The following is an 18,355-nucleotide window of genomic DNA, read 5'->3' on the forward strand; positions in this document are numbered from 1 at the left end:
CCTGATAGGATTTTCTTATGGCGCGCTTTCGGTGAGCGCCGGCATACAGATGCGGTTACGGCCGGTCTGTTTGGCTTTGACCATTTCATCATCCGCCGCCAGCAGCAGCTGGTTAAACAGTTCGGTAATGCGGGCGTGGCCCACCTCGCGGGTCTCCAGTCCCATACTGATGGTCAGATGGATCGGGTTCTGACCGAGGCCGAAGGGTTGCGACTCCACACCGTGGCGGATCTTCTCCGCCAGCACATAGCCCTGCTGAGCGCTGTCGACGACGGCGGCCACCGCAAACTCCTCGCCGCCGATACGGGCAACCATCCCCTGCTCGCCCACCAGGTGTCGAACCTGCTGGGCAAACTGGGTCAGCACGCAATCGCCGCCTTCATGGCCCAGAGCATCATTCACTCGCTTGAAGCCATCGATATCCAGCACCATCACCGTCAGCAGCTTATCCGCCGGCAGCGCCTGGCGCTTCAGCGCCTCGCTCAGCCCGGAACGGGAATAGACGCGGGTCTGGAAATCAAAATCAGCGCGCAGGGCCAGCTGCTTCACCAGCATGTTAATCGCCTCGACGCTGGAGGCGACGATCACCGGGCTTATCAGCATAGCCGCGATCCCCAGGCGGGTGGAGAACAGCTGCCACGGCTGCATTCGCGTATCCGGCGAAAAGTGAATTAACGAGTTGGCCACCAGCAGTATCTCGCCGATGCCGGTGAGAAAGGTCAACAGGCAGGTCAGCGGCAGCGGATAGCGCACGGCGCACCAGATCAGGGCCGGTAACGGGAAGGTAATGCTGCCGGCGCCGCCCACCGCCACGCCGAGGGCAATCGACAGCACCAGCGCCAGCGCTGGCAGCAGCTGGTGAAAGCGAAAACCGCTTAACGCGGATGGCAGCGTCAGGGTCAGAATAAACGGCAGGATAAGCACCGCCGTCGAGAACTGCTCGCTAAACCAGTCCGCCAGCTGGGGAATAAAGGTGGCGCGCTCGACGTCCACCGACCCCAGCGCGCCGACCGCTGCGCACAGCAACGCGGCTAACAGACAGAAACAGAATAAATTAAGCGCGTTAATCGGGCCTGGCATGGAATCGGCGCGTCGTTTATCCCACAGCACCAGCTGCGCCAGGGTCACAATAAAGACAATATTGGAGAAGTTAATCAGCAATGAGGCAAAGCCCATTCCCCAGCGCGAGGTTAATCCGTCATAGACCAGCATTGCCGCAAAGCAGACGGCATAAAAATAGCTGCGATTAAGCCATACGTAGCGCGCAAAAATCCCGGCCATCACGGCGTTGAGCGGCCAGAAGAAAGAGAGCTCCTGCACCAGACGCAGCATGGCGCCCAGAAAATGCAGCAGTAGCGTTAACGTAAATAAGACCAGTGCATCGCGCACGGGTTGTTCTTCACGAAACAGTGTAAATGACCGAATCGACAGTGAAGACATTCAGTAATTATCCGTCTAATTGTTTCAGGCAATTATTATGTTAATAGTTAGTTAGCGGATTATCATAACATGAGAATATTTATCAGGCATACTCCGGCGCCGATCAAATGCAAATTAGCGCACAGACGGCGCGTTCATCTGCAGCACCAGCCAGCGGTGGATCACCTGCACAATATAGCGCTGTTCCTGCTCGCTCAGCGCGCGGCCGTGGGGAATGGCGTGCCATTTTTCCAGGCAGCCGCGACAGCAGGTGGCGGTCGCGTGCTGGGCGATAAACACCGGGTGACCGCGCATCGGCGTCTGCTTGCCATCATTGGCCGGAGCGGCGGATGCCAGCCGCTGGCGAATGAAATCGGCGGCGTGCTGGTCGATGACCTCCGGTCCCTTATCGAGACAATATTGCCGCTCTTTCATCCCCAGCCGGAAGCGCGAACGAAACGTCGAGCGCGCCAGACGAGCAAACAACCGATCCTGATCGACCATCAGAACACCGACCTCCCCAGCCGCTGAGTCAGTTTCTCCAGCAGCGCCACCCCGGCCAGCGAGTTACCCGCCTCGTCAAGCTCCGGGCTCCACACCGCGATCGCCATCTCCTGCGGCACGATCGCCACAATTCCGCCGCCGACGCCCGATTTCGCCGGCAGCCCCACGCGCCAGGCGAACTCGCCGGCGTTCTGGTACATGCCGCTGGTCATCATCAGGGCATTCACCTGACGGGACTGGATAGGCGCGATAACCGGCTTTTCCAGGTGCGGGGCGATGCCGCGGTCGGCGAGGAAGAGAAAGGTTCGCGCCAGCTCGACGCAGCTCATCTCCAGCGAACAGTAATGAAAATAGTTCTGCAGCACGGTGGTGACGTCGTTATGGAAGTTGCCGAAGGATTTCATCAGCCAGGCGATAGCGGCGTTGCGCGCCGAATGTTCAAACTCAGAGCGGGCCACCAGCGGATCGTAGGCGATATCGGCCACGCCGCTGAGGCGGCGGACTATCTCCAGCATCCGCTGGCGCGGCGCGCTGAGCCGGCTCTGCAGCATGTCGCAAACCACCAGCGCCCCGGCGTTGATAAACGGGTTGCGCGGTTTACCCTGCTCGATCTCCAGCTGCAGCAGCGAGTTAAACGGCTGGCCAGAGGGATCTTTCCCCACCCGCTGCCAGATCTCTTCTTCCTGATAGTGGTTCATGGCCACCACCAGACTCAATACTTTGGAGATCGACTGGATGGAGAATCGTTCATGCGCATCGCCGGCGGCAAAATGTTGCCCGTCCACTGTACTGATAGCGATGCCAAGCTTGTCGCCGCTGACGCTGGCCAGCGCCGGAATATAATCCGCCACTTTACCGCGGCCAATCAGCGGCCTGATTTCTGCCAGAATGGCTTCCAGCATTGCGTTATTGATCACCGTCGCCACACGCGGCTCCTTGCCCACCGTCGAATTTTGGTGGGCGAGTATAGCAGACGAGAACGACGGTCGTCAGGGGCAAACGCAGATTAGCGACGGTCTTTCCAGACGGTCTGCGCATTGCAGAACTCGTGCAGACCAAAATGCGACAGTTCACGACCAAAACCGCTCTTCTTCACGCCGCCGAAAGCCACCCGGGCGTCGCTGGCGCAGTAGCCGTTAAGGAAGACGCCGCCACACTCCAGCTCGCGGGCAAAGCGCTGAGCCTGCGCCTCGTCGGTGGTGTAGACCGTTGCTGACAGGCCAAATTCGCTGTCGTTGGCGAGGGCCAGTGCGTGGTCCGCATCTCGGGCGGTGGTCAGGGTCGCCACCGGACCAAACAGTTCCTGGCGGAAGCCGGTCATTCCGGCGGTGACGTTGCCCAGGACCGTGGGCGCGTAGTAATTGCCCGCCCCTTCGATTTTCTCCGCCCCCAGCAGCAGGGTCGCGCCTTCATCGAGGGTCGCCGTGACCTGCTGGTGCAGTTCATCGCGCAGATCGAATCGCGCCATCGGCCCGACGTAATTCTGCTCGTCGCGCGGATCGCCCATCTTCAGCGCCGCGACGGCGTCGACAAATTTGCGGGTGAAGGCTTCGGCAATGCCGGCTTCGAGGATAAATCGTTTCGACGCGGCGCACACCTGGCCGCTGTTCTGATAGCGGCCGGTGACGGCGGCCTTTACCGCTTCATCCAGATCGGCGTCGTTCAGGACGATAAAGGGATCGGATCCCCCCAGCTCGAGCACGCATTTCTTCAGCGCTGCGCCCGCCTGAGCGCCAATCGCTTTTCCGGCGCGGACGCTGCCGGTGACGGTCACCGCCGCGATGCGGTCGTCATTGATAATCTGCGAAACGCCGTCATTGGTGGCATTGACCCAGCCAAAAACCCCCTCCGGCAGGCCAGCGGCGGCAAAAATTTCGCCCAGCAGACGGGCGCTGCCCATTACGTTAGGGGCATGCTTCAGCAGGTAGCTGTTGCCGGCCAGCAGGATCGGCACCGCGCCGCGCAGCACCTGCCAGACCGGGAAATTCCACGGCATCACCGCCAGAATGGCCCCCAGCGGACGATATTCGATCACCGCCTGGTTATTTTCCACCAGGGTGGCTTCGGTCGCCAGCATCGCCGGGCCATGTTCGGCATACCAGTCGCAGAGGTTGGCGGATTTCGCCACCTCGCCGCGAGCCTGAGCAATCGGTTTGCCCATCTCGAGCGTGATCGTCTGGGCCACCTCTTCACCGCGGGCGCGCAGCTCGGCCCCAATGCGGCGCAGCGCGTCGGCGCGTGCGGCGAGCGGCGTCTGACGCCACTGGCGATAACCCGCCGCGGCGAGAGCGATAGCCGCGTCGACCTCGCGTTCGTTGGCCCACGGCAGCGAGGAGACCACCTCACCGGTAGTCGGGTTGACGGATACGGCGTGCGTTGCAGATAAATTCATCGTTATTCTCTCTCTCGTTGCTTGCGAAGTGAGCGTATTCTGGCTTACCTTTCCATTCATTGAAAATGAATAATATTAAGCAACGCATTCACAAAAGAAGAATGGTATGGACCTGACTCAACTTGAGATGTTTAACGCTGTCGCCAGCACCGGCAGCATCACCCAGGCGGCGCAAAAAGTGCATCGTGTGCCGTCCAACCTCACCACCCGCATCCGCCAGCTGGAGGCTGATCTTGGCGTTGAGCTGTTTATTCGCGAGAACCAGCGGCTGCGCCTCTCGCCCGCGGGCCACAGCTTTTTACGCTACAGCCAGCAGATCCTCGCCCTGGTTGACGAGGCGCGAATGGTGGTGGCGGGCGACGAACCCCAGGGGCTGTTCTCTCTCGGTTCGCTGGAGAGCACCGCGGCGGTGCGGATCCCCACCACCCTGGCCCACTTTAATCAGCGTTACCCGAAAATTCATCTCGCCCTCTCCACCGGCCCCTCCGGGACGATGATCGACGGCGTGCTGGAGGGAGCCCTGAGCGCCGCGTTCGTTGATGGACCGCTGGTGCATCCGGGCCTGGAGGGGCTGCCGGTGTTCCCTGAAGAGATGATGATCGTCGCCCCCTACGGCCACGCGCCCATCGTCCGCGCCAGCGAAGTGAACGGGGCAAATGTCTACGCTTTTCGCGCCAACTGTTCCTACCGCCGGCATTTTGAGAGCTGGTTCCATGCCGACAGAGCGACCCCGGGCAGGATCCACGAGATGGAGTCTTACCACGGGATGCTGGCCTGCGTGATCGCCGGCGCGGGCCTGGCGTTGATCCCGCGCAGTATGCTGGAGAGTATGCCCGGCCATCAGCAGGTATCCGCCTGGCCGCTGGCGGAAGAGTGGCGCTGGCTCACCACCTGGCTGGTGTGGCGCCGGGGCGCCAAAACCCGCCAGCTGGAGGCGTTTATAGCGCTGCTGAACGAAGATCGGCGAACAGCGGTTTCTCCATAAACACGCTGAGCGGATCGGGCTGGTAAGGGGCAAACGCGCAGCGGGTCTGATAGCCGTTGCGCGTATAGAGGGTGATGGCCGCATGCTGATGGATGCCGGTCTCCAGGCGCAGAGTATGGCAGTCGCGCTGCCGCGCTTTCTCCTCCAGGGCCGCCAGCAGCTTTTCTCCCAGCTGCTGTCCGCGGTGCTGCGGATCGATATAGACCCGCTTCATCTCGCCAAAACCTTCAGCGCTGAGGACGATAGCCCCGCAGCCAACGGCTTCGCCCTGCGGACTGCGAATCGCCAGGGCGATCACTGTCTCCGGCGGCAGCTGGCTGAGGTCCAGCAGATGGTTGCTCTCCGCCGGGTAGAGTGTCTCCTGCCAGGCGTCGAGAGCGGCAATCAGGGCGGTAAATTCGGCGTCGGTGGGGGCGATGTCGGTAACGGTATACATAGGTGAGCTCCTTTTTTTACGCCACTGTAGCGCGCCTCAGGACGGTTTCCGCCATAGCATTAACTTATATTGCCGCCAACCACTTGCGCTAACTCACTGAAACACAGTAATTTTATCCCCTGCCGTTCGTTTTTGAGAGCTGAATATGCACACCAAAGCCCGTAAAGTGATGATTATTGGCGCCGGCAACGTCGGCGCGTCGGCGGCCTACGCGCTGCTCAATCAGAGCATCTGCGAGGAGCTGATCCTCGTCGACATTAACCAACAGCGCGCCGAGGCACACGCTCAGGACCTCAGCGATGCCGCGGCCTATCGGCCGGGGATGATGACCATCTCTACCCGGGAGGCTAGCGACTGCGCTGATGTCGACATCGCGGTGATCACCGTCTCCGGCGGTGCGCTGCGTCCAGGCCAGAGCCGACTGGATGAACTGACCACCACCGCGAAGATAGTGAAGCGCATCGTGCCAACGATGATGGCCAATGGGTTTAACGGCATCTTTCTGGTAGCCACGAACCCCTGCGACATCATCACCTGGCAGGTATGGCAGCTCTCCGGCCTGCCGCGCAGCCAGGTGCTGGGCACCGGCGTCTGGCTGGATACCACCCGCCTGCGCCGTCTGCTGGCGCAGGAGCTGAACATTGGCGCCCAGAGCATCGACGCTTTTATCCTCGGCGAGCACGGCGACACTCAGTTTCCGGTTTGGTCGCACTCCTCGGTGTATGGCTCGCCGATAGCCGACCTCTACCAGCAGCGCACCGGCCGGCCGCTCGACCGCGAGGCGATGGCCGATAAAGTGCGTAAGCTGGGGTTTGAGATCTACGCCGGTAAAGGCTGTACGGAATATGGTGTGGCAGGCACCATCGCCGAGATCTGCCGTAATATTTTTACCGGCAGCCACCGCGCGCTGGCGGTCTCCTGCATTCTTGACGGTGAGTACGGGGTCTGCGGCGCGGCGGCTGGGGTGCCGGCGGTGCTGGCCCAGGGGGGCGTGGAGCAGATTATCGAACTGCGGCTGGCCGACGAAGAGCAGGCGAAGTTCAGCCAGTCGATTGCGGTAATCAAAGCCAATATCGCGCGTCTGCCCTGATGGCAGACGGCGACGTCTGGTTCAGTCGGCAATGATCAGCTGTGGGGAAAGGGTCACCAGCGCCTCGCGGGTCGCTTCCGGCAGGTGGCTGTCGGTAACGATTACCCTCGCAGATAAACCGTTCCGCGCAGATAGGTGGTGGCCTGGCCGCCTATCAGCACCCTGTCGCCCTGCCACTGGCAGCGCAGGTCGCCGCCGCGAGCGGAGCCCTGGCGCGCCATCATGGTGGTTTTCCCCAGTTTTTCGCCCCACCAGGGGATCAGCATGCTATGGGCGGAGCCGGTCACCGGATCCTCCGGCACCCCTTCACCCGGGCAGAAGAAGCGGCTGACAAAGTCATACTCCTCATCCGGCGCGCTGACGCAGATCATTTTGCCAAGCGTCTGCAGGCGCGCCATGTCCGGCCGCACCGCTTCAACCTGCTGACGATCCGCCAGCAGCACCAGATAATCGCGCCCTTCACGTACCTCGACGGCCGCCTCGAGGCCTAGTCCGGCCAGCAGGTCCGCCGGCGGGTTGGCCACCGGGGTGGTCGTCCACGCCGGGAAGTCGAGCGTCAGCCAGTCGCCGCTGCGGGTGACTCGCAGGTCGCCAACGAAGCGGGTGCTGAAGGTGATGGTCGCCGAGGGATGGTCGAGATATTCAAAAATAACGTGCGCCGCGGCCAGGGTGGCATGACCGCAGAGGTTGATCTCGTGCAGCGTGGTAAACCAGCGCAGCTCATAGCCTTCGTCGGTGCGGACGAAGAACGCCGTTTCGGACTGATTATGCTGTTGGGCCATTTTCAGCAGCACATCGTCGGCTAACCACTCGCTGAGGGGGCAGACGGCCGCGGCATTGCCACCGAAGTTTTTATCGCTGAAAGCATCGACCAGATAAAATTGAATTTCCTGCATACACTGTCCTTACTTTTTTTACTTTCCTTCAACATGACATAAAAGCGCCCCTCTGACACTATCCATAGCAAAATTAATTGCTTAACCGCGCCTGGCTGCTTGCAGTGAAATGAGAGGCAGATCACATAATGATTGTCTTTTCGCCAGCAAACGTTTTATGATCGGCGTCACATCTTCCCCTGAATCACCAGTCCAGAGCTTATGACTACGAATACGGTCTCACGCAAGGTAGCGTGGCTACGTGTCGTGACGTTGGCCATCGCCGCGTTTATTTTTAACACCACAGAATTCGCCCCGGTCGGTCTGCTATCGGATATTGCCGACAGCTTCGACATGGAAACCGCCCAGGTGGGCATGATGCTGACCATCTACGCATGGGTGGTGGCGTTAATGTCGCTGCCGTTTATGCTGCTGACCAGCCAAGTGGAGCGCCGGCGGTTGCTCATCGGCCTGTTTATTCTGTTTATCGCCAGCCATGTGCTGTCGTTCTTTGCATGGAATTTTGACGTGCTGGTCATCAGCCGCATCGGCATCGCCTTCGCCCATGCGGTGTTCTGGTCGATAACGTCGGCGCTAGCCATCCGCATGGCCCCCCCGGGCAAACGGGCGCAGGCGCTCAGTCTGATCGCCACCGGTACCGCGCTGGCGATGGTGTTTGGGATTCCGATCGGCCGCATCATCGGCCAGTATTTTGGCTGGCGAATGACCTTCCTGGCGATCGGCCTGGGCGCGTTAGCCACCCTGGTCTGCCTGGTGAAACTGCTGCCGACCCTGCCGAGCGAACACTCAGGCTCGCTGAAGAGCCTGCCGGTGCTGTTCCGTCGCCCGGCGCTGGTCAGCGTATACATTCTGACCGTAGTGGTGGTGACCGCCCATTATACCGCCTACAGCTATATCGAACCCTTCGTCCAGACGGTGGCGGGTCTGAGCGGCAATTTTGCCACCGTGCTGCTGCTGATCCTCGGCGGGGCCGGGATTATCGGCAGCATTCTGTTCGGCAAGCTCGGTAACCAGCACGCTTCGGGGCTGATAAGCTTCGCCATCGGCCTGCTGCTGGCCTGTCTGCTGCTGCTTCTGCCTGCCTCGCATAACCCGCACCACCTGATGCTGCTCAGCATCTTCTGGGGGGTGGCGATTATGATTATCGGTCTCGGCATGCAGGTGAAAGTGCTGGCCTCCGCCCCGGACGCCACCGACGTCGCCATGTCGCTGTTCTCGGGCATCTTTAATATCGGCATTGGCGCCGGCGCGCTGGTGGGCAGCCAGGTGAGTCTGCATCTCTCTATGGCCTCCATCGGCTATATCGGCGCTATCCCGGCGCTGGCAGGCCTGATCTGGGCCCTGCTGATCTTCCGTCGCTGGCCGGTATCGCTGGAAGAACACCAGCCGCACCACTCTTAATTTAGCCGCAAAAAAAGCCCGCCGGTATCGCTCCGGCGGGCTGTTGTCTCTCTGCGCATCACCGCGGTCAGGGATGCCAGGTCGAAATGATCTCCAGCACGCCATTAATAATAAATTGCACGCCCATGCAGACCAGCAGGAAGCCCATCAGTCGTGAGATGGCCTCAATGCCGCCTTTGCCTACCAGACGCATAATCGCCCCCGAACTGCGCAGGCAACCCCAGAGAATGATCGCCAACAGGGCAAAGATAATCGGCGGCGCCGCCAGCACCACCCACTCCGGGAAGTCCACCCCGTGTTTAACGGTCGAGGCGGAACTAATGATCATCGCGATGGTGCCCGGACCGGCGGTGCTTGGCATCGCCAGCGGCACAAAGGCGATATTGGCGGTCGGCTCATCCTGTAGTTCTTCCGATTTGATCTTCGCTTCCATCGAATCGTGGGCTTTTTGCTGGGGGAACAGCATACGGAAACCGATAAAGGCCACAATCAACCCCCCGGCGATTCGCAGCCCAGGTATTGATATGCCGAATGTATTCATCACCACCTGGCCGGCATACCATGACACCATCAGGATGGCGAAGACATACACCGAGGCCATCAACGCCTGCTTGTTACGCTCGGCGTTGTTCATATTGCCCGCCAGGCCGAGGAACAGCGCCACGGTAGTCAGCGGATTCGCCAGCGGTAAAAGCACCGCCAGGCCGAGCCCTATCGCTTTAAACAAATCGAACATAGTTAAATAAAGTCCCGTAAATATTCATTTTTTAAAGATGGTTTCAGTCCGTGAGTATACCGGCTTCAACAATTTCAACGCCAGCCAGCTGATAAATCACTTTCGCCAAAAATTAACAAGCGTTAGAAAATTCACAAACAGTGACACGCGTCGAATTTTTTTGTTTTAGCAAATCGTGGCATCGGCTAATTCATAATGTTGACTTATGATTGCCTGGGCAATAGTATCAATCGCAACTAAATAATTGCCTGGGCAACCATCATGAAAAGTACCAGCGACCTGTTCAACGAAATGATCCCGCTGGGCCGCTTGATCCAGATGGTTAACCAGAAAAAAGATCGCCTGCTCAACGACTACCTCTCACCCATGGATATTACCGCGACCCAGTTTCGGGTGCTCTGTTCCATTCGTTGCGAGGTATGTATTACCCCCGTTGAGCTGAAAACCGTGCTTTCAGTCGACCCGGGCGCGATGACGCGTATGCTCGACCGCCTGGCGTGTAAAGGCTGGATTGAACGGTTACCCAACCCCGCTGACAAGCGCGGTGTGCTGGTGCAGTTGACGCCAGACGGCGCAGCCCTTTGCGAGCAGTGTCATCAGGTTGTGGGTCAGAAGTTACACCAGGAGTTAACAAAAAATCTGTCGGCGGACGAAGTCGCCATGCTTGAGCAACTCCTCAAGAAGGTCCTGCCGTAAAAATAAGAAGAGGTAAGATGATGTCCAGACGTAATAATGACGCCATCACTATCCATAGTATTTTGTCGTGGATCGAGGATAACCTGGAATCGCCCCTGTCGCTGGAAAAAGTGTCTGAGCGCTCAGGTTACTCCAAGTGGCACCTGCAACGTATGTTTAAGAAAGAGACTGGCCATTCCCTCGGCCAGTACATCCGCAGCCGTAAGCTGACGGAGATTGCGCAAAAGCTCAAGCAGAGCAATGAGCCAATCCTGTACCTGGCGGAACGCTACGGTTTCGAATCGCAGCAGACCTTGACGCGAACATTTAAAAACTATTTTGATGTTCCGCCCCACAAATATCGCATAACGAATGTACCTGGCGAATCCCGCTATCTGCATCCGCTAAATAACTGATGTTTATCGCCTGTAATATCAAAGACGTATTGAGGAAATCATGAAACTATTCGCTGCCGCAGCTATCGTCCTTCTGTCGCTGGCATCCAGCTTCAGCTTTGCGGAGCAAACCACCACGCCGGTGCGGCAAAACCAGCGTGACACAATGATTCTCCCTTCGGACCATAACGACTCGCCGTTTGATTTCAATCATATGGCGGCCGGCAATGATAAATCTGACGAACTAGGCGTACCGTACTACCAGCAGCACGACCTGTGATGCCATTACACGCATACTTGTGTATAGCCCCGTCTCCGGGGCTTTTTTTTACCCGCGCGCCATGCCCGGCCACACCAGACGCAGACCGAAAACGTTGATATAGAGCCCGGCCATGATCAGCGCCGCCCCGGCGAGCTGCAGTCCGCTCAGCGTCTCCCCCAGCAGCAGCGCGGCGCTGGCCATCCCCACTACCGGCACCAGCAGCGACAGCGGCGCCACCCGCCAGGTTTCATAGCGCCCCAGCAGCGAGCCCCAGATACCATAGCCGACGATGGTGGCGATAAACGCCAGGTAAAGCAGCGAGAGAACCGTCAGCATATCGATCTGGCGTAGACTCGCCAGCATGAGCTGCGGGCCATCGATCAGCCAGGAGGCAAACATAAACGGCAGCACCGGGATCAATGCGCTCCACACCACCAGCGACATGATCGGCGGGCGGGTCGCCTGGGACATGATTTTTTTGTTGAAAATATTGCCGCAGGCCCAGCTGAGCGCCGCCGCCAGGGTCAGCATAAAGCCCACCAGCGGGACATGCTCCCCGCCGAGGCTCCCCTCCACCAGCACCAGCACGCCGAAGATCGCCAGCGCGATCCCCGCCAGCTGCTTGCCCTGTAAGCGTTCGCCAAAGACGAAGGCGCCGAGAATGATGGTAAAAAAGGCTTGCGCCTGCAGCACCAGCGACGCCAGCCCCGCCGGCATGCCCAGGCCGATAGCGCAGAACAAAAAGGCAAACTGGCCAAAGCTAATGGTCAGGCCATAGCCCAGCAGCAGGCGCAGCGGAATGGCCGGCCGGGCGACAAACAGCAGCGCCGGGAAGGCGACCAGCATAAAGCGCAGGCCCGCCAGCATCAGCGGCGGCATATTGTGCAATCCCAGCTTAATCACCACGAAGTTAAGCCCCCACACCACCACTACCAGCAGCGCCAGCAGTCCATCTTTCCTCGTCATACCCTGCCTCTGTCGTTATTAGAATTTTTGTGAACAAAATCAAACTAGCGAAAAAGCGGTCGCCAGGATAGATCATTATTTTTGGCAGGTTCGGAAGTGCCTATCGCCACCGGGGCGACCTGTACAAGGCGTGATGGCCGTGTTATTTGTGATCGAAGACATAAAATTATAACAACATGACAGGCAAGGAAATCATGATCACCACACTCCGGCGCTCCACCATCGCGCTGCTGGCATCGTCGCTACTGTTGACTATCGGCCGCGGGGCCACACTGCCGTTTATGACCATCTACCTCACCCGACGCTATCAGCTGGAGGTGGATGTGATTGGCTACGCCCTGTCGCTGGCCCTCGTGGTCGGCGTGCTGTTTAGCATGGGCTTTGGCATCCTCGCGGACAAGTTCGACAAAAAGCGCTATATGGTGTGGTCAGTGCTGGTGTTTATCCTTGGTTTCAGCGCGATACCGCTGGTCAATAACGCTATCCTGGTGGTGATCTTCTTTGCGCTGATCAACTGCGCCTACTCGGTCTTTTCCACCGTGCTGAAAGCCTGGTTCGCCGACCGGCTGACGGCGGAGAAAAAAGCGCGCATCTTCTCGCTGAACTACACCATCCTCAACATCGGCTGGACCGTCGGACCGCCCATCGGCACGCTGCTGGTGATGCACAGCATTAATCTGCCATTCTGGCTGGCGGCAGCCTGCGCCGCCTTCCCGTTAGTGTTTATTCAGCTGTTTCTGCAGCGAGATGGCGCCGCCGCCGCCCAGCCAGGGGCTGCCGTCTGGACGCCTTCGGTGCTGCTGCGCGACCGCGCGCTGCTGTGGTTTACCTGTTCAGGGCTGCTGGCCTCCTTCGTCGGCGGCGCTTTCGCCTCCTGTATCTCGCAGTACGTACTGGTGGTCGCCAGCAGCGACTTCGCCGAAAAAGTGGTGGCCGTGGTGCTGCCGGTTAACGCCGCGGTGGTCGTCGCTCTGCAGTATGCGGTTGGCCGGCGACTGAGCGCCAGAAATATCCGCCCGCTGATGACCTTCGGCACCGTCTGCTTTGTGATCGGCCTCGTGGGCTTTATGTTCTCCGGCGCCAGCCTGTGGGCATGGGGGATCTCGGCGGCAGTCTTCACCCTTGGCGAGGTGATTTATGCCCCCGGCGAGTATATGCTGATTGACCATATCGCCCCGCCGGGGATGAAGGCCAGCTACTTCTCCGCTCAGTCGCTGGGATGGCTGGGCGCGGCATTCAACCCGATGCTGACGGGGTTGATCCTCACCCATCTGCCGCACTGGTCGCTTTTTGTCATTCTTATCGGGGCCATTGTCGCCGCCTGGCTGATGATTTTCCGCGGGATCAATGCCCGCCCCTGGCAGCCGGATTCTCCGCTGGCCAACGCCTGACGCCAGATGGCATGCGGCTGTCAGGTTGCTGTCGGGCCGTTGTCGGGTCGCTGTCGTGGTGGCTGGCGGCCCGCTTTTCCATACTCCATCACAGGTTTACATCCGCAGAACGTTATGGAGCATACAAATATGAACAGCAACAATCAGGTCAAACAATTACGGCTGCAGCGCGCCTGGTCCCAGGAACAGCTGGCCGAAATGGCGGGTCTCAGCGTCCGCACGATCCAGCGCATTGAGAATGGCGAACGCCCGGGACTGGAGACCCTCAGCGCCCTCGCCGCGGTCTTTGAGGTGACGGTGGCCGAGATCGGCGGCGAAGCCTCGCGGGAGGGCGCTCCGGGCCCGGAAGCCTCGCTGGATCTGCGTATAGAGGAAGCGAAAGCGCGGGTGCAGCAGGAGAGCCGCTTTTTTCGTTCGCTGTCGGTGGCGCTGGTGGTCTGCGTGCTGCTGGCGCTGCTCAACCGGTACACTAACCCGCAGTACACCTGGTCCGGCTGGGTCGCCCTGATCTGGGGCGCTCTGCTGGCGGTGAGAGGATTACGCCTGTTCGTGTTCGGCGAATGGATCAAAAACTGGCGCCAGGCGCGCCTGCAGCGGCTGCTGCGTAAATAGCAAGGAAACCGGCGGCGCGAACGCCGCCGGTCCGTTCAGATAGTCACCAGGGCGCGTACGCCGTCGGTTTCCATATCTCCGCCCTTGCCCTGCTGGACGATGGCGCCGCGCGACATCACCAGGTAGTGGTCCGCCAGCCCGGCGGCAAAGTCATAGAATTGTTCCACCAGCAGGATGGCCATATCCCCGCGGCTCGCCAGCTGACGGATCACCTCGCCAATCTCTTTGATGACCGAGGGCTGGATCCCTTCGGTGGGCTCATCGAGGATCAGCAGCTGCGGACGGCTGGCCAGCGCCCGGCCGATCGCCAGCTGCTGCTGCTGGCCGCCGGATAAGTCACCGCCCCGCCGCTGCTTCATGGTCTTGAGCACCGGGAAAAGCTGGTAAATCTCCTCCGGCACCTGCTGCGCCTCGCGGGCGGGAAAGCGCGATAGCCCCATCAGCAGGTTTTCCTCCACCGTCAGGCGCGGAAAAATCTCGCGTCCCTGAGGGACGTAGGCCACCCCGGCCTGCACCCGCTGGTGCGGTTTACGGTGGGTGATGTTCTGATCCTGCCAGCGCACTTCGCCGCTGCGCGCCGGGATCAGCCCCATCAGACATTTCAGCAGGGTGGTCTTGCCGACGCCGTTGCGCCCCAGCAGGCAGGTGACTTCGCCCTGGCGGGCGGAAAAATCCACCCCACGCAAAATATGGCTGCCGCCGTAGTATTGATGTAGCTGACTCACCTGTAACATTGGCGCTCCTTAACGTCCCAGATAAACTTCAATGACCTGTTCATTGGCCTGCACCTCCCGCAGCGATCCCTCCGCCAGCACCTGGCCCTGATGCAGGACCGTCACCCGGTCGGCGATGGTCTCGACAAATCCCATGTCGTGCTCCACCACCATCAGGGAGTGCTGTCCGGCCAGCGTGCGAAACAGCTCCGCTGTATATTCGGTTTCCGCATCGGTCATGCCGGCCGCTGGCTCATCAAGCAGCAGCAGATGCGGCTCCTGCACCAGCAGCATGCCGATCTCAAGGAACTGTTTCTGGCCATGGGAAAGCAGCCCCGCCTGGCGGTAGCGTTCGCCGTCAAGACGCAGCAGGCGCAGCACCTCATTCAGCCGATCGTCCTGTTCGCTGCTCAGCCGGGCGCGCAGGCTGGCCCACACCGATTTATCTCCCTTCATCGCCAGGGCGAGATTTTCCGCCACCGTCAGCGCTTCGAAGACCGTCGGCTTCTGAAACTTGCGCCCGATGCCCTGGCGGGCGATGGCCACCGGTTCGAGGGTGGTCAGATCCACCGACTGGTCATAGATCGCTTTGCCGCTCTGCGGCCGGGTTTTGCCGGTGATCACATCCATCAGGGTGGTCTTGCCCGCGCCGTTGGGGCCGATCACACAGCGCAGCTCGCCGACGCCAATCGCCAGCGACAGGTCCGTCAGCGCCCGGAAACCATCAAAGCTGACGTTAATGTTCTCCAGCTGCAGTACCGGGTCGGTTTGCGCACGAAAGCGATCGCCGGGCAGCTGGCGGGTAAACAGTCCTTCATCCGGTTGCATTAGCGGTCTCCTCGACGCAGCAGGCCCATCACCCCGCGGGGTAAAAACAGGGTTACGATGATAAAGATGAGGCCGAGAAACAGCTGCCAGTACTCCGGCATCGCCACGGTGAAAATGCTCTTCGCGCCGTTGACCAGCCCGGCGCCAAGCACCGGGCCAATCAGTGTGCCGCGCCCGCCGAGCGCCACCCAGATGGCGGCCTCGATGGAGTTGGTCGGCGACATTTCGCTGGGGTTGATGATCCCCACCTGCGGGACATATAACGCCCCCGCCAGGCCGCAGAGTACCGCCGACAGCGTCCACACCAGCAGCTTGAAGCCGCGCGGGTCGTACCCGCAGAACATCAGGCGGTTCTCGGCATCCCGCACCGCGGTGAGGATCCGACCAAACTTACTCTGCGCCAGCGCCGAGCCCAGCCACAGGGTCAGCAACAGCAGCAAAACCGTGGCCATAAACAGGGTGGCGCGGGTGCCGGTGGCGGTGACCGGAAAACCCAGCAGCGTGGTAAAACCGGTGAAACCGTTGTTGCCGCCAAACCCGGTCTCGTTGCGAAAGAACAGCAGCATACCGGCATAGGTCAGGGCCTGGGTCATGATCGAGAAATAGACCCCTTTGATCTTCGAGCGAAAGGCAAACCAGCCGAAAACCAGGGCCAGCAGACCGGGAACCAGCACCACCAGCGCCATCGCCCAGGCGAAATGCTGCGTGCCCCACCAGAACCAGGGCAGTTCGCTCCAGGAGAGAAAAGACATAAACGCCGGCAGACCGTCGCCCGCCGCCTGGCGCATCAGGTACATGCCCATAGCGTACCCGCCGAGGGCAAAGAAAATCCCGTGCCCCAGCGACAGCATACCCGCGTAGCCCCAGACCAGATCCAGCGCCACCGCCACAATGGCGTAGCAGAGGATTTTACCGCTCAGGGTCAGCAGCCAGCTCGGTACCGCCAGCGGATGGGAGGCCGGCAGCAGCGCGAGAAATGGCATGCTCAGTAGCCCCAGCACCAGCAGGATCCCCAGCCAGCGCAGAGGCCGCGGCGCGCGCTGCGCCAGCGTTAAGGTAACAGGTTGGCTCATCAGTCAATCACCCTCCCTTTCAGCGCGAACAGACCCTGCGGGCGTTTCTGAATAAACAGAATAATCATCACCAGGATCAGGATCTTGCCCAGCACAGCGCCCATTTGCGGTTCGAGAATTTTGTTGAAAATGCCCAGCCCAAAGGCCGCCGCCACGCTGCCGGCCAGCTGGCCGACGCCGCCCAGGACCACCACCAGAAACGAGTCGATGATGTATCCCTGACCCAGTTCAGGCCCGACATTGCCGAGCTGCGACAGCGCCACGCCGCCCAGCCCGGCAATACCGGAGCCGAGGCCAAAGGCCAGCATATCCACCCGCCCGGTAGGCACGCCGCAGCAGGCGGCCATCGCCCGGTTCTGCGTCACGGCGCGGACGTTCATCCCCAGACGGGTGCGGTTCAGGATGAGCCAGGTAAAGCACAGCACCAGCAGGACGAACGCCAGCACCGCCAGCCGGTTCCACGGCAGGATCAGGTTCGGCAGGACCTGCACGCCGCCGGAGAGCCAGGCGGGGTTCGCCACCTCGACGTTCTGTGCGCCAAACAGCATCCGCACCAGCTGGATAAGCATCAGGCTGATCCCCCAGGTGGCGAGCAGCGTCTCCAGCGGCCGACCATACAGATGACGAATAATGGTGCGCTCCAGCGCCATGCCGATCCCGGCGGTCACCAGAAACGCCACCGGCAGCGCGACCAGCGGATAAAAGGCCAGCCACTGCGGCGCGAGCTGCGCCAGCGCCTGCTGAACCAGCCAGCAGCTGTAGGCGCCAATCATCAGCATCTCGCCGTGGGCCATGTTAATCACCCCCAGCAGGCCGTAGGTGATCGCCAGCCCCAGCGCGGCCAGCAGCAGCACCGAGCCCAACGATAGCCCCATAAAGGCCTGGCCCAGCAGATCGCCGAGCAGCAGACGATGTTTGATCTTTTGCAGGCTGTCGCTGGCCGCCTCGCGCACCGCCGCATCCGGCTCATGCTGGGCATCGGTAAAGGGGATCAGGAGCGCCTGGGTTTCCGGGTCCGCGGAATGGCCGAGCAGCGTCACGGCGGCCAGCCGCGCGCTGGCCTCAGGCTGAGTGAGCTGCAGCCGGGCCAGCGCCACCTCCAGCAGGCCCCGCACATTATCATCGCTTTCCGCCTTCAGCCGCTGCTGCAGCAGCGCGGCCATGGCCGGGGTCGCTTCCCGCTGTAGCGTTCGTGCGGCGGAAGTTCTCTCCGTGACGTTGTCACTTAAAATAAGGTGGCTGGCCAGCGCGCCGGCAGCCAGATTGCGCAGGCGGTTGGTCAGACGCACCGGTCGGGTTTCGCCCTGGGGCGCGGCGACGGCACCCAATGGCTGTAATCCGCCCTGTCGGGTGCGGAAAGCATGTTTTCCGTCGTCCATCACCAGGCTCTCGGTGGTCAACGCCCGCAGCAGCGGCAGACGATCCGCCTGCGGCGCTGCCGCCCACTGGGTCAACAGCTGCGCCTGCTGGCTGCGGCTGGCGGCAACGAAGTCGTCCGCCTCCGCGGCCTGTGCCCGCCATGGCAGCAGGATCAGCAGTAGCGTCAACACACTCATGAGACGCAATGCGTTCATGTCGTTC

The 18,355-nt window shown here is 60.6% G+C and carries 20 protein-coding genes and 1 pseudogene; 8 read left to right on the plus strand and 13 right to left on the minus strand.

The genetic code is table 11. The features are described 5' to 3' along the window. Positions 1–15 precede the first annotated feature (15 nt). The 4 genes from ABLV64_RS03260 to sad all read right to left on the minus strand — a co-directional run bounded on the left by ABLV64_RS03260 (position 16) and on the right by sad (position 4,315). Complete coding sequence (locus tag ABLV64_RS03260; RefSeq protein ID WP_004205958.1) at positions 16–1,440, minus strand: GGDEF domain-containing protein; 1,425 nt, start codon at positions 1,438–1,440, stop codon at positions 16–18. Positions 1,441–1,554: 114 nt separating this feature from the next. Then, positions 1,555–1,923 carry a DUF4186 domain-containing protein gene (locus ABLV64_RS03265; RefSeq protein WP_004205959.1) on the minus strand — a complete coding sequence of 123 codons (369 nt, stop codon included), beginning with the start codon at positions 1,921–1,923 and terminating at the stop codon, positions 1,555–1,557. Beyond that, positions 1,923–2,849, minus strand: a complete 927-nt coding sequence (gene glsB / locus ABLV64_RS03270) for a glutaminase B (RefSeq protein ID WP_004205960.1) — start codon at positions 2,847–2,849, stop codon at positions 1,923–1,925. The genes ABLV64_RS03265 and glsB overlap by 1 nt, the downstream gene beginning before the upstream one ends. An 80-nt stretch (positions 2,850–2,929) precedes the next feature. After that, entirely contained in the window at positions 2,930–4,315 is a 1,386-nt protein-coding gene (sad, locus tag ABLV64_RS03275) for a succinate-semialdehyde dehydrogenase (RefSeq protein ID WP_049115611.1), read from the minus strand. Between the two features lie 106 nt (positions 4,316–4,421). On the opposite strand from sad, the gene ABLV64_RS03280 reads away from it, so the two are divergent. Continuing rightward, positions 4,422–5,300, plus strand: a complete 879-nt coding sequence (locus ABLV64_RS03280) for a LysR family transcriptional regulator (RefSeq protein WP_004205962.1) — start codon at positions 4,422–4,424, stop codon at positions 5,298–5,300. Here the strand turns inward: ABLV64_RS03280 and ABLV64_RS03285 are convergent. Further along, positions 5,254–5,736, minus strand: a complete 483-nt coding sequence (locus ABLV64_RS03285; RefSeq protein WP_004205963.1) for a GNAT family N-acetyltransferase — start codon at positions 5,734–5,736, stop codon at positions 5,254–5,256. The two genes, ABLV64_RS03280 and ABLV64_RS03285, sit on opposite strands and share 47 nt — an antisense overlap. 145 nt (positions 5,737–5,881) lie before the next feature. On the opposite strand from ABLV64_RS03285, the gene ABLV64_RS03290 reads away from it, so the two are divergent. Beyond that, entirely contained in the window at positions 5,882–6,826 is a 945-nt protein-coding gene (locus ABLV64_RS03290) for an L-lactate dehydrogenase (RefSeq protein ID WP_017900360.1), read from the plus strand. A gap of 21 nt (positions 6,827–6,847) precedes the next feature. Here the strand turns inward: ABLV64_RS03290 and ABLV64_RS03295 are convergent. Both ABLV64_RS03295 and ABLV64_RS03300 read right to left on the minus strand, forming a co-directional pair. After that, a pseudogene (locus tag ABLV64_RS03295) lies at positions 6,848–6,928 on the minus strand (DeoR/GlpR transcriptional regulator); the annotation flags it as partial. After that, positions 6,928–7,722, minus strand: coding sequence for a PhzF family phenazine biosynthesis protein (locus ABLV64_RS03300; protein WP_049003692.1), 795 nt, complete (start codon positions 7,720–7,722; stop codon positions 6,928–6,930). The gene ABLV64_RS03300 and the pseudogene ABLV64_RS03295, both read right to left, overlap by 1 nt. Positions 7,723–7,923: 201 nt before the next feature. Between ABLV64_RS03300 and ABLV64_RS03305 the strand changes: the two genes are divergently transcribed. After that, entirely contained in the window at positions 7,924–9,123 is a 1,200-nt protein-coding gene (locus tag ABLV64_RS03305) for a sugar transporter (protein WP_323073119.1), read from the plus strand. 67 nt (positions 9,124–9,190) lie between these two features. Here the strand turns inward: ABLV64_RS03305 and ABLV64_RS03310 are convergent, their stop codons facing one another. Continuing rightward, entirely contained in the window at positions 9,191–9,859 is a 669-nt protein-coding gene (locus ABLV64_RS03310; RefSeq protein WP_004205969.1) for a MarC family NAAT transporter, read from the minus strand. Positions 9,860–10,120: 261 nt separating this feature from the next. Between ABLV64_RS03310 and marR the strand changes: the two genes are divergently transcribed. From marR to marB, 3 genes are read left to right on the plus strand one after another with little or no spacing between them, the layout of a single operon-like run. Beyond that, positions 10,121–10,555 (plus strand): multiple antibiotic resistance transcriptional regulator MarR, encoded by a 435-nt coding sequence (gene marR, locus ABLV64_RS03315; RefSeq protein ID WP_004143563.1) that lies wholly within the window; start codon positions 10,121–10,123, stop codon positions 10,553–10,555. A 20-nt stretch (positions 10,556–10,575) separates the two neighbouring features. Continuing rightward, a complete protein-coding gene (gene marA / locus ABLV64_RS03320) occupies positions 10,576–10,950 on the plus strand; it encodes an MDR efflux pump AcrAB transcriptional activator MarA (RefSeq protein WP_002904397.1) in 375 nt (124 codons plus the stop codon). Between the two features lie 40 nt (positions 10,951–10,990). Then, positions 10,991–11,209, plus strand: a complete 219-nt coding sequence (gene marB / locus ABLV64_RS03325; protein ID WP_043519537.1) for a multiple antibiotic resistance protein MarB — start codon at positions 10,991–10,993, stop codon at positions 11,207–11,209. Positions 11,210–11,257: 48 nt separating this feature from the next. Here the strand turns inward: marB and eamA are convergent, their stop codons facing one another. Beyond that, positions 11,258–12,157, minus strand: a complete 900-nt coding sequence (gene eamA, locus ABLV64_RS03330; protein WP_049003694.1) for an O-acetylserine/cysteine exporter — start codon at positions 12,155–12,157, stop codon at positions 11,258–11,260. A 194-nt stretch (positions 12,158–12,351) separates the two neighbouring features. On the opposite strand from eamA, the gene ydeE reads away from it, so the two are divergent. Both ydeE and ABLV64_RS03340 read left to right on the plus strand, forming a co-directional pair. Further along, positions 12,352–13,548: an efflux MFS transporter YdeE gene (gene ydeE / locus ABLV64_RS03335; protein ID WP_004205975.1), complete on the plus strand. Its 1,197-nt coding sequence runs from the start codon at positions 12,352–12,354 to the stop codon at positions 13,546–13,548. Between the two features lie 129 nt (positions 13,549–13,677). Beyond that, a complete protein-coding gene (locus tag ABLV64_RS03340; RefSeq protein WP_004205976.1) occupies positions 13,678–14,160 on the plus strand; it encodes a helix-turn-helix domain-containing protein in 483 nt (160 codons plus the stop codon). Positions 14,161–14,195: 35 nt separating this feature from the next. Here ABLV64_RS03340 and urtE read toward each other — a convergent pair whose 3' ends face one another. From urtE to urtB, 4 genes are read right to left on the minus strand one after another with little or no spacing between them, the layout of a single operon-like run. Next, a complete protein-coding gene (gene urtE, locus ABLV64_RS03345; protein ID WP_004205977.1) occupies positions 14,196–14,894 on the minus strand; it encodes an urea ABC transporter ATP-binding subunit UrtE in 699 nt (232 codons plus the stop codon). A gap of 9 nt (positions 14,895–14,903) precedes the next feature. Then, on the minus strand, positions 14,904–15,701 hold the full coding sequence (gene urtD, locus ABLV64_RS03350; protein WP_004205978.1) for an urea ABC transporter ATP-binding protein UrtD: 798 nt from the start codon (positions 15,699–15,701) through the stop codon (positions 14,904–14,906). Then, on the minus strand, positions 15,701–16,774 hold the full coding sequence (urtC, locus tag ABLV64_RS03355) for an urea ABC transporter permease subunit UrtC (RefSeq protein ID WP_017900354.1): 1,074 nt from the start codon (positions 16,772–16,774) through the stop codon (positions 15,701–15,703). Before urtC ends, urtD begins: the two co-directional genes overlap by 1 nt. Further along, positions 16,774–18,348, minus strand: a complete 1,575-nt coding sequence (gene urtB / locus ABLV64_RS03360) for an urea ABC transporter permease subunit UrtB (RefSeq protein ID WP_348842953.1) — start codon at positions 18,346–18,348, stop codon at positions 16,774–16,776. The genes urtC and urtB overlap by 1 nt, the downstream gene beginning before the upstream one ends. Positions 18,349–18,355: the final 7 nt, after the last annotated feature.

The sequence above is a fragment of the Klebsiella sp. JB_Kp031 genome (assembly GCF_040064295.1).
GTDB lineage: Bacteria > Pseudomonadota > Gammaproteobacteria > Enterobacterales > Enterobacteriaceae > Klebsiella > Klebsiella quasipneumoniae.

Bases quoted from the DNA above. Each gene is read 5' to 3' on its own strand.
- ABLV64_RS03260 (WP_004205958.1), bottom strand. From the start codon at position 1,440: ATGTCTTCACTGTCGATTCGGTCATTTACACTGTTTCGTGAAGAACAA.
- ABLV64_RS03265 (WP_004205959.1), bottom strand. From the start codon at position 1,923: ATGGTCGATCAGGATCGGTTGTTTGCTCGTCTGGCGCGCTCGACGTTT.
- sad (WP_049115611.1), bottom strand. From the start codon at position 4,315: ATGAATTTATCTGCAACGCACGCCGTATCCGTCAACCCGACTACCGGT.
- ABLV64_RS03280 (WP_004205962.1), top strand. From the start codon at position 4,422: ATGGACCTGACTCAACTTGAGATGTTTAACGCTGTCGCCAGCACCGGC.
- ABLV64_RS03285 (WP_004205963.1), bottom strand. From the start codon at position 5,736: ATGTATACCGTTACCGACATCGCCCCCACCGACGCCGAATTTACCGCC.
- ABLV64_RS03290 (WP_017900360.1), top strand. From the start codon at position 5,882: ATGCACACCAAAGCCCGTAAAGTGATGATTATTGGCGCCGGCAACGTC.
- ABLV64_RS03300 (WP_049003692.1), bottom strand. From the start codon at position 7,722: ATGCAGGAAATTCAATTTTATCTGGTCGATGCTTTCAGCGATAAAAAC.
- ABLV64_RS03305 (WP_323073119.1), top strand. From the start codon at position 7,924: ATGACTACGAATACGGTCTCACGCAAGGTAGCGTGGCTACGTGTCGTG.
- ABLV64_RS03310 (WP_004205969.1), bottom strand. From the start codon at position 9,859: ATGTTCGATTTGTTTAAAGCGATAGGGCTCGGCCTGGCGGTGCTTTTA.
- marR (WP_004143563.1), top strand. From the start codon at position 10,121: ATGAAAAGTACCAGCGACCTGTTCAACGAAATGATCCCGCTGGGCCGC.
- marA (WP_002904397.1), top strand. From the start codon at position 10,576: ATGTCCAGACGTAATAATGACGCCATCACTATCCATAGTATTTTGTCG.
- marB (WP_043519537.1), top strand. From the start codon at position 10,991: ATGAAACTATTCGCTGCCGCAGCTATCGTCCTTCTGTCGCTGGCATCC.
- eamA (WP_049003694.1), bottom strand. From the start codon at position 12,157: ATGACGAGGAAAGATGGACTGCTGGCGCTGCTGGTAGTGGTGGTGTGG.
- ydeE (WP_004205975.1), top strand. From the start codon at position 12,352: ATGATCACCACACTCCGGCGCTCCACCATCGCGCTGCTGGCATCGTCG.
- ABLV64_RS03340 (WP_004205976.1), top strand. From the start codon at position 13,678: ATGAACAGCAACAATCAGGTCAAACAATTACGGCTGCAGCGCGCCTGG.
- urtE (WP_004205977.1), bottom strand. From the start codon at position 14,894: ATGTTACAGGTGAGTCAGCTACATCAATACTACGGCGGCAGCCATATT.
- urtD (WP_004205978.1), bottom strand. From the start codon at position 15,701: ATGCAACCGGATGAAGGACTGTTTACCCGCCAGCTGCCCGGCGATCGC.
- urtC (WP_017900354.1), bottom strand. From the start codon at position 16,774: ATGAGCCAACCTGTTACCTTAACGCTGGCGCAGCGCGCGCCGCGGCCT.
- urtB (WP_348842953.1), bottom strand. From the start codon at position 18,348: ATGAACGCATTGCGTCTCATGAGTGTGTTGACGCTACTGCTGATCCTG.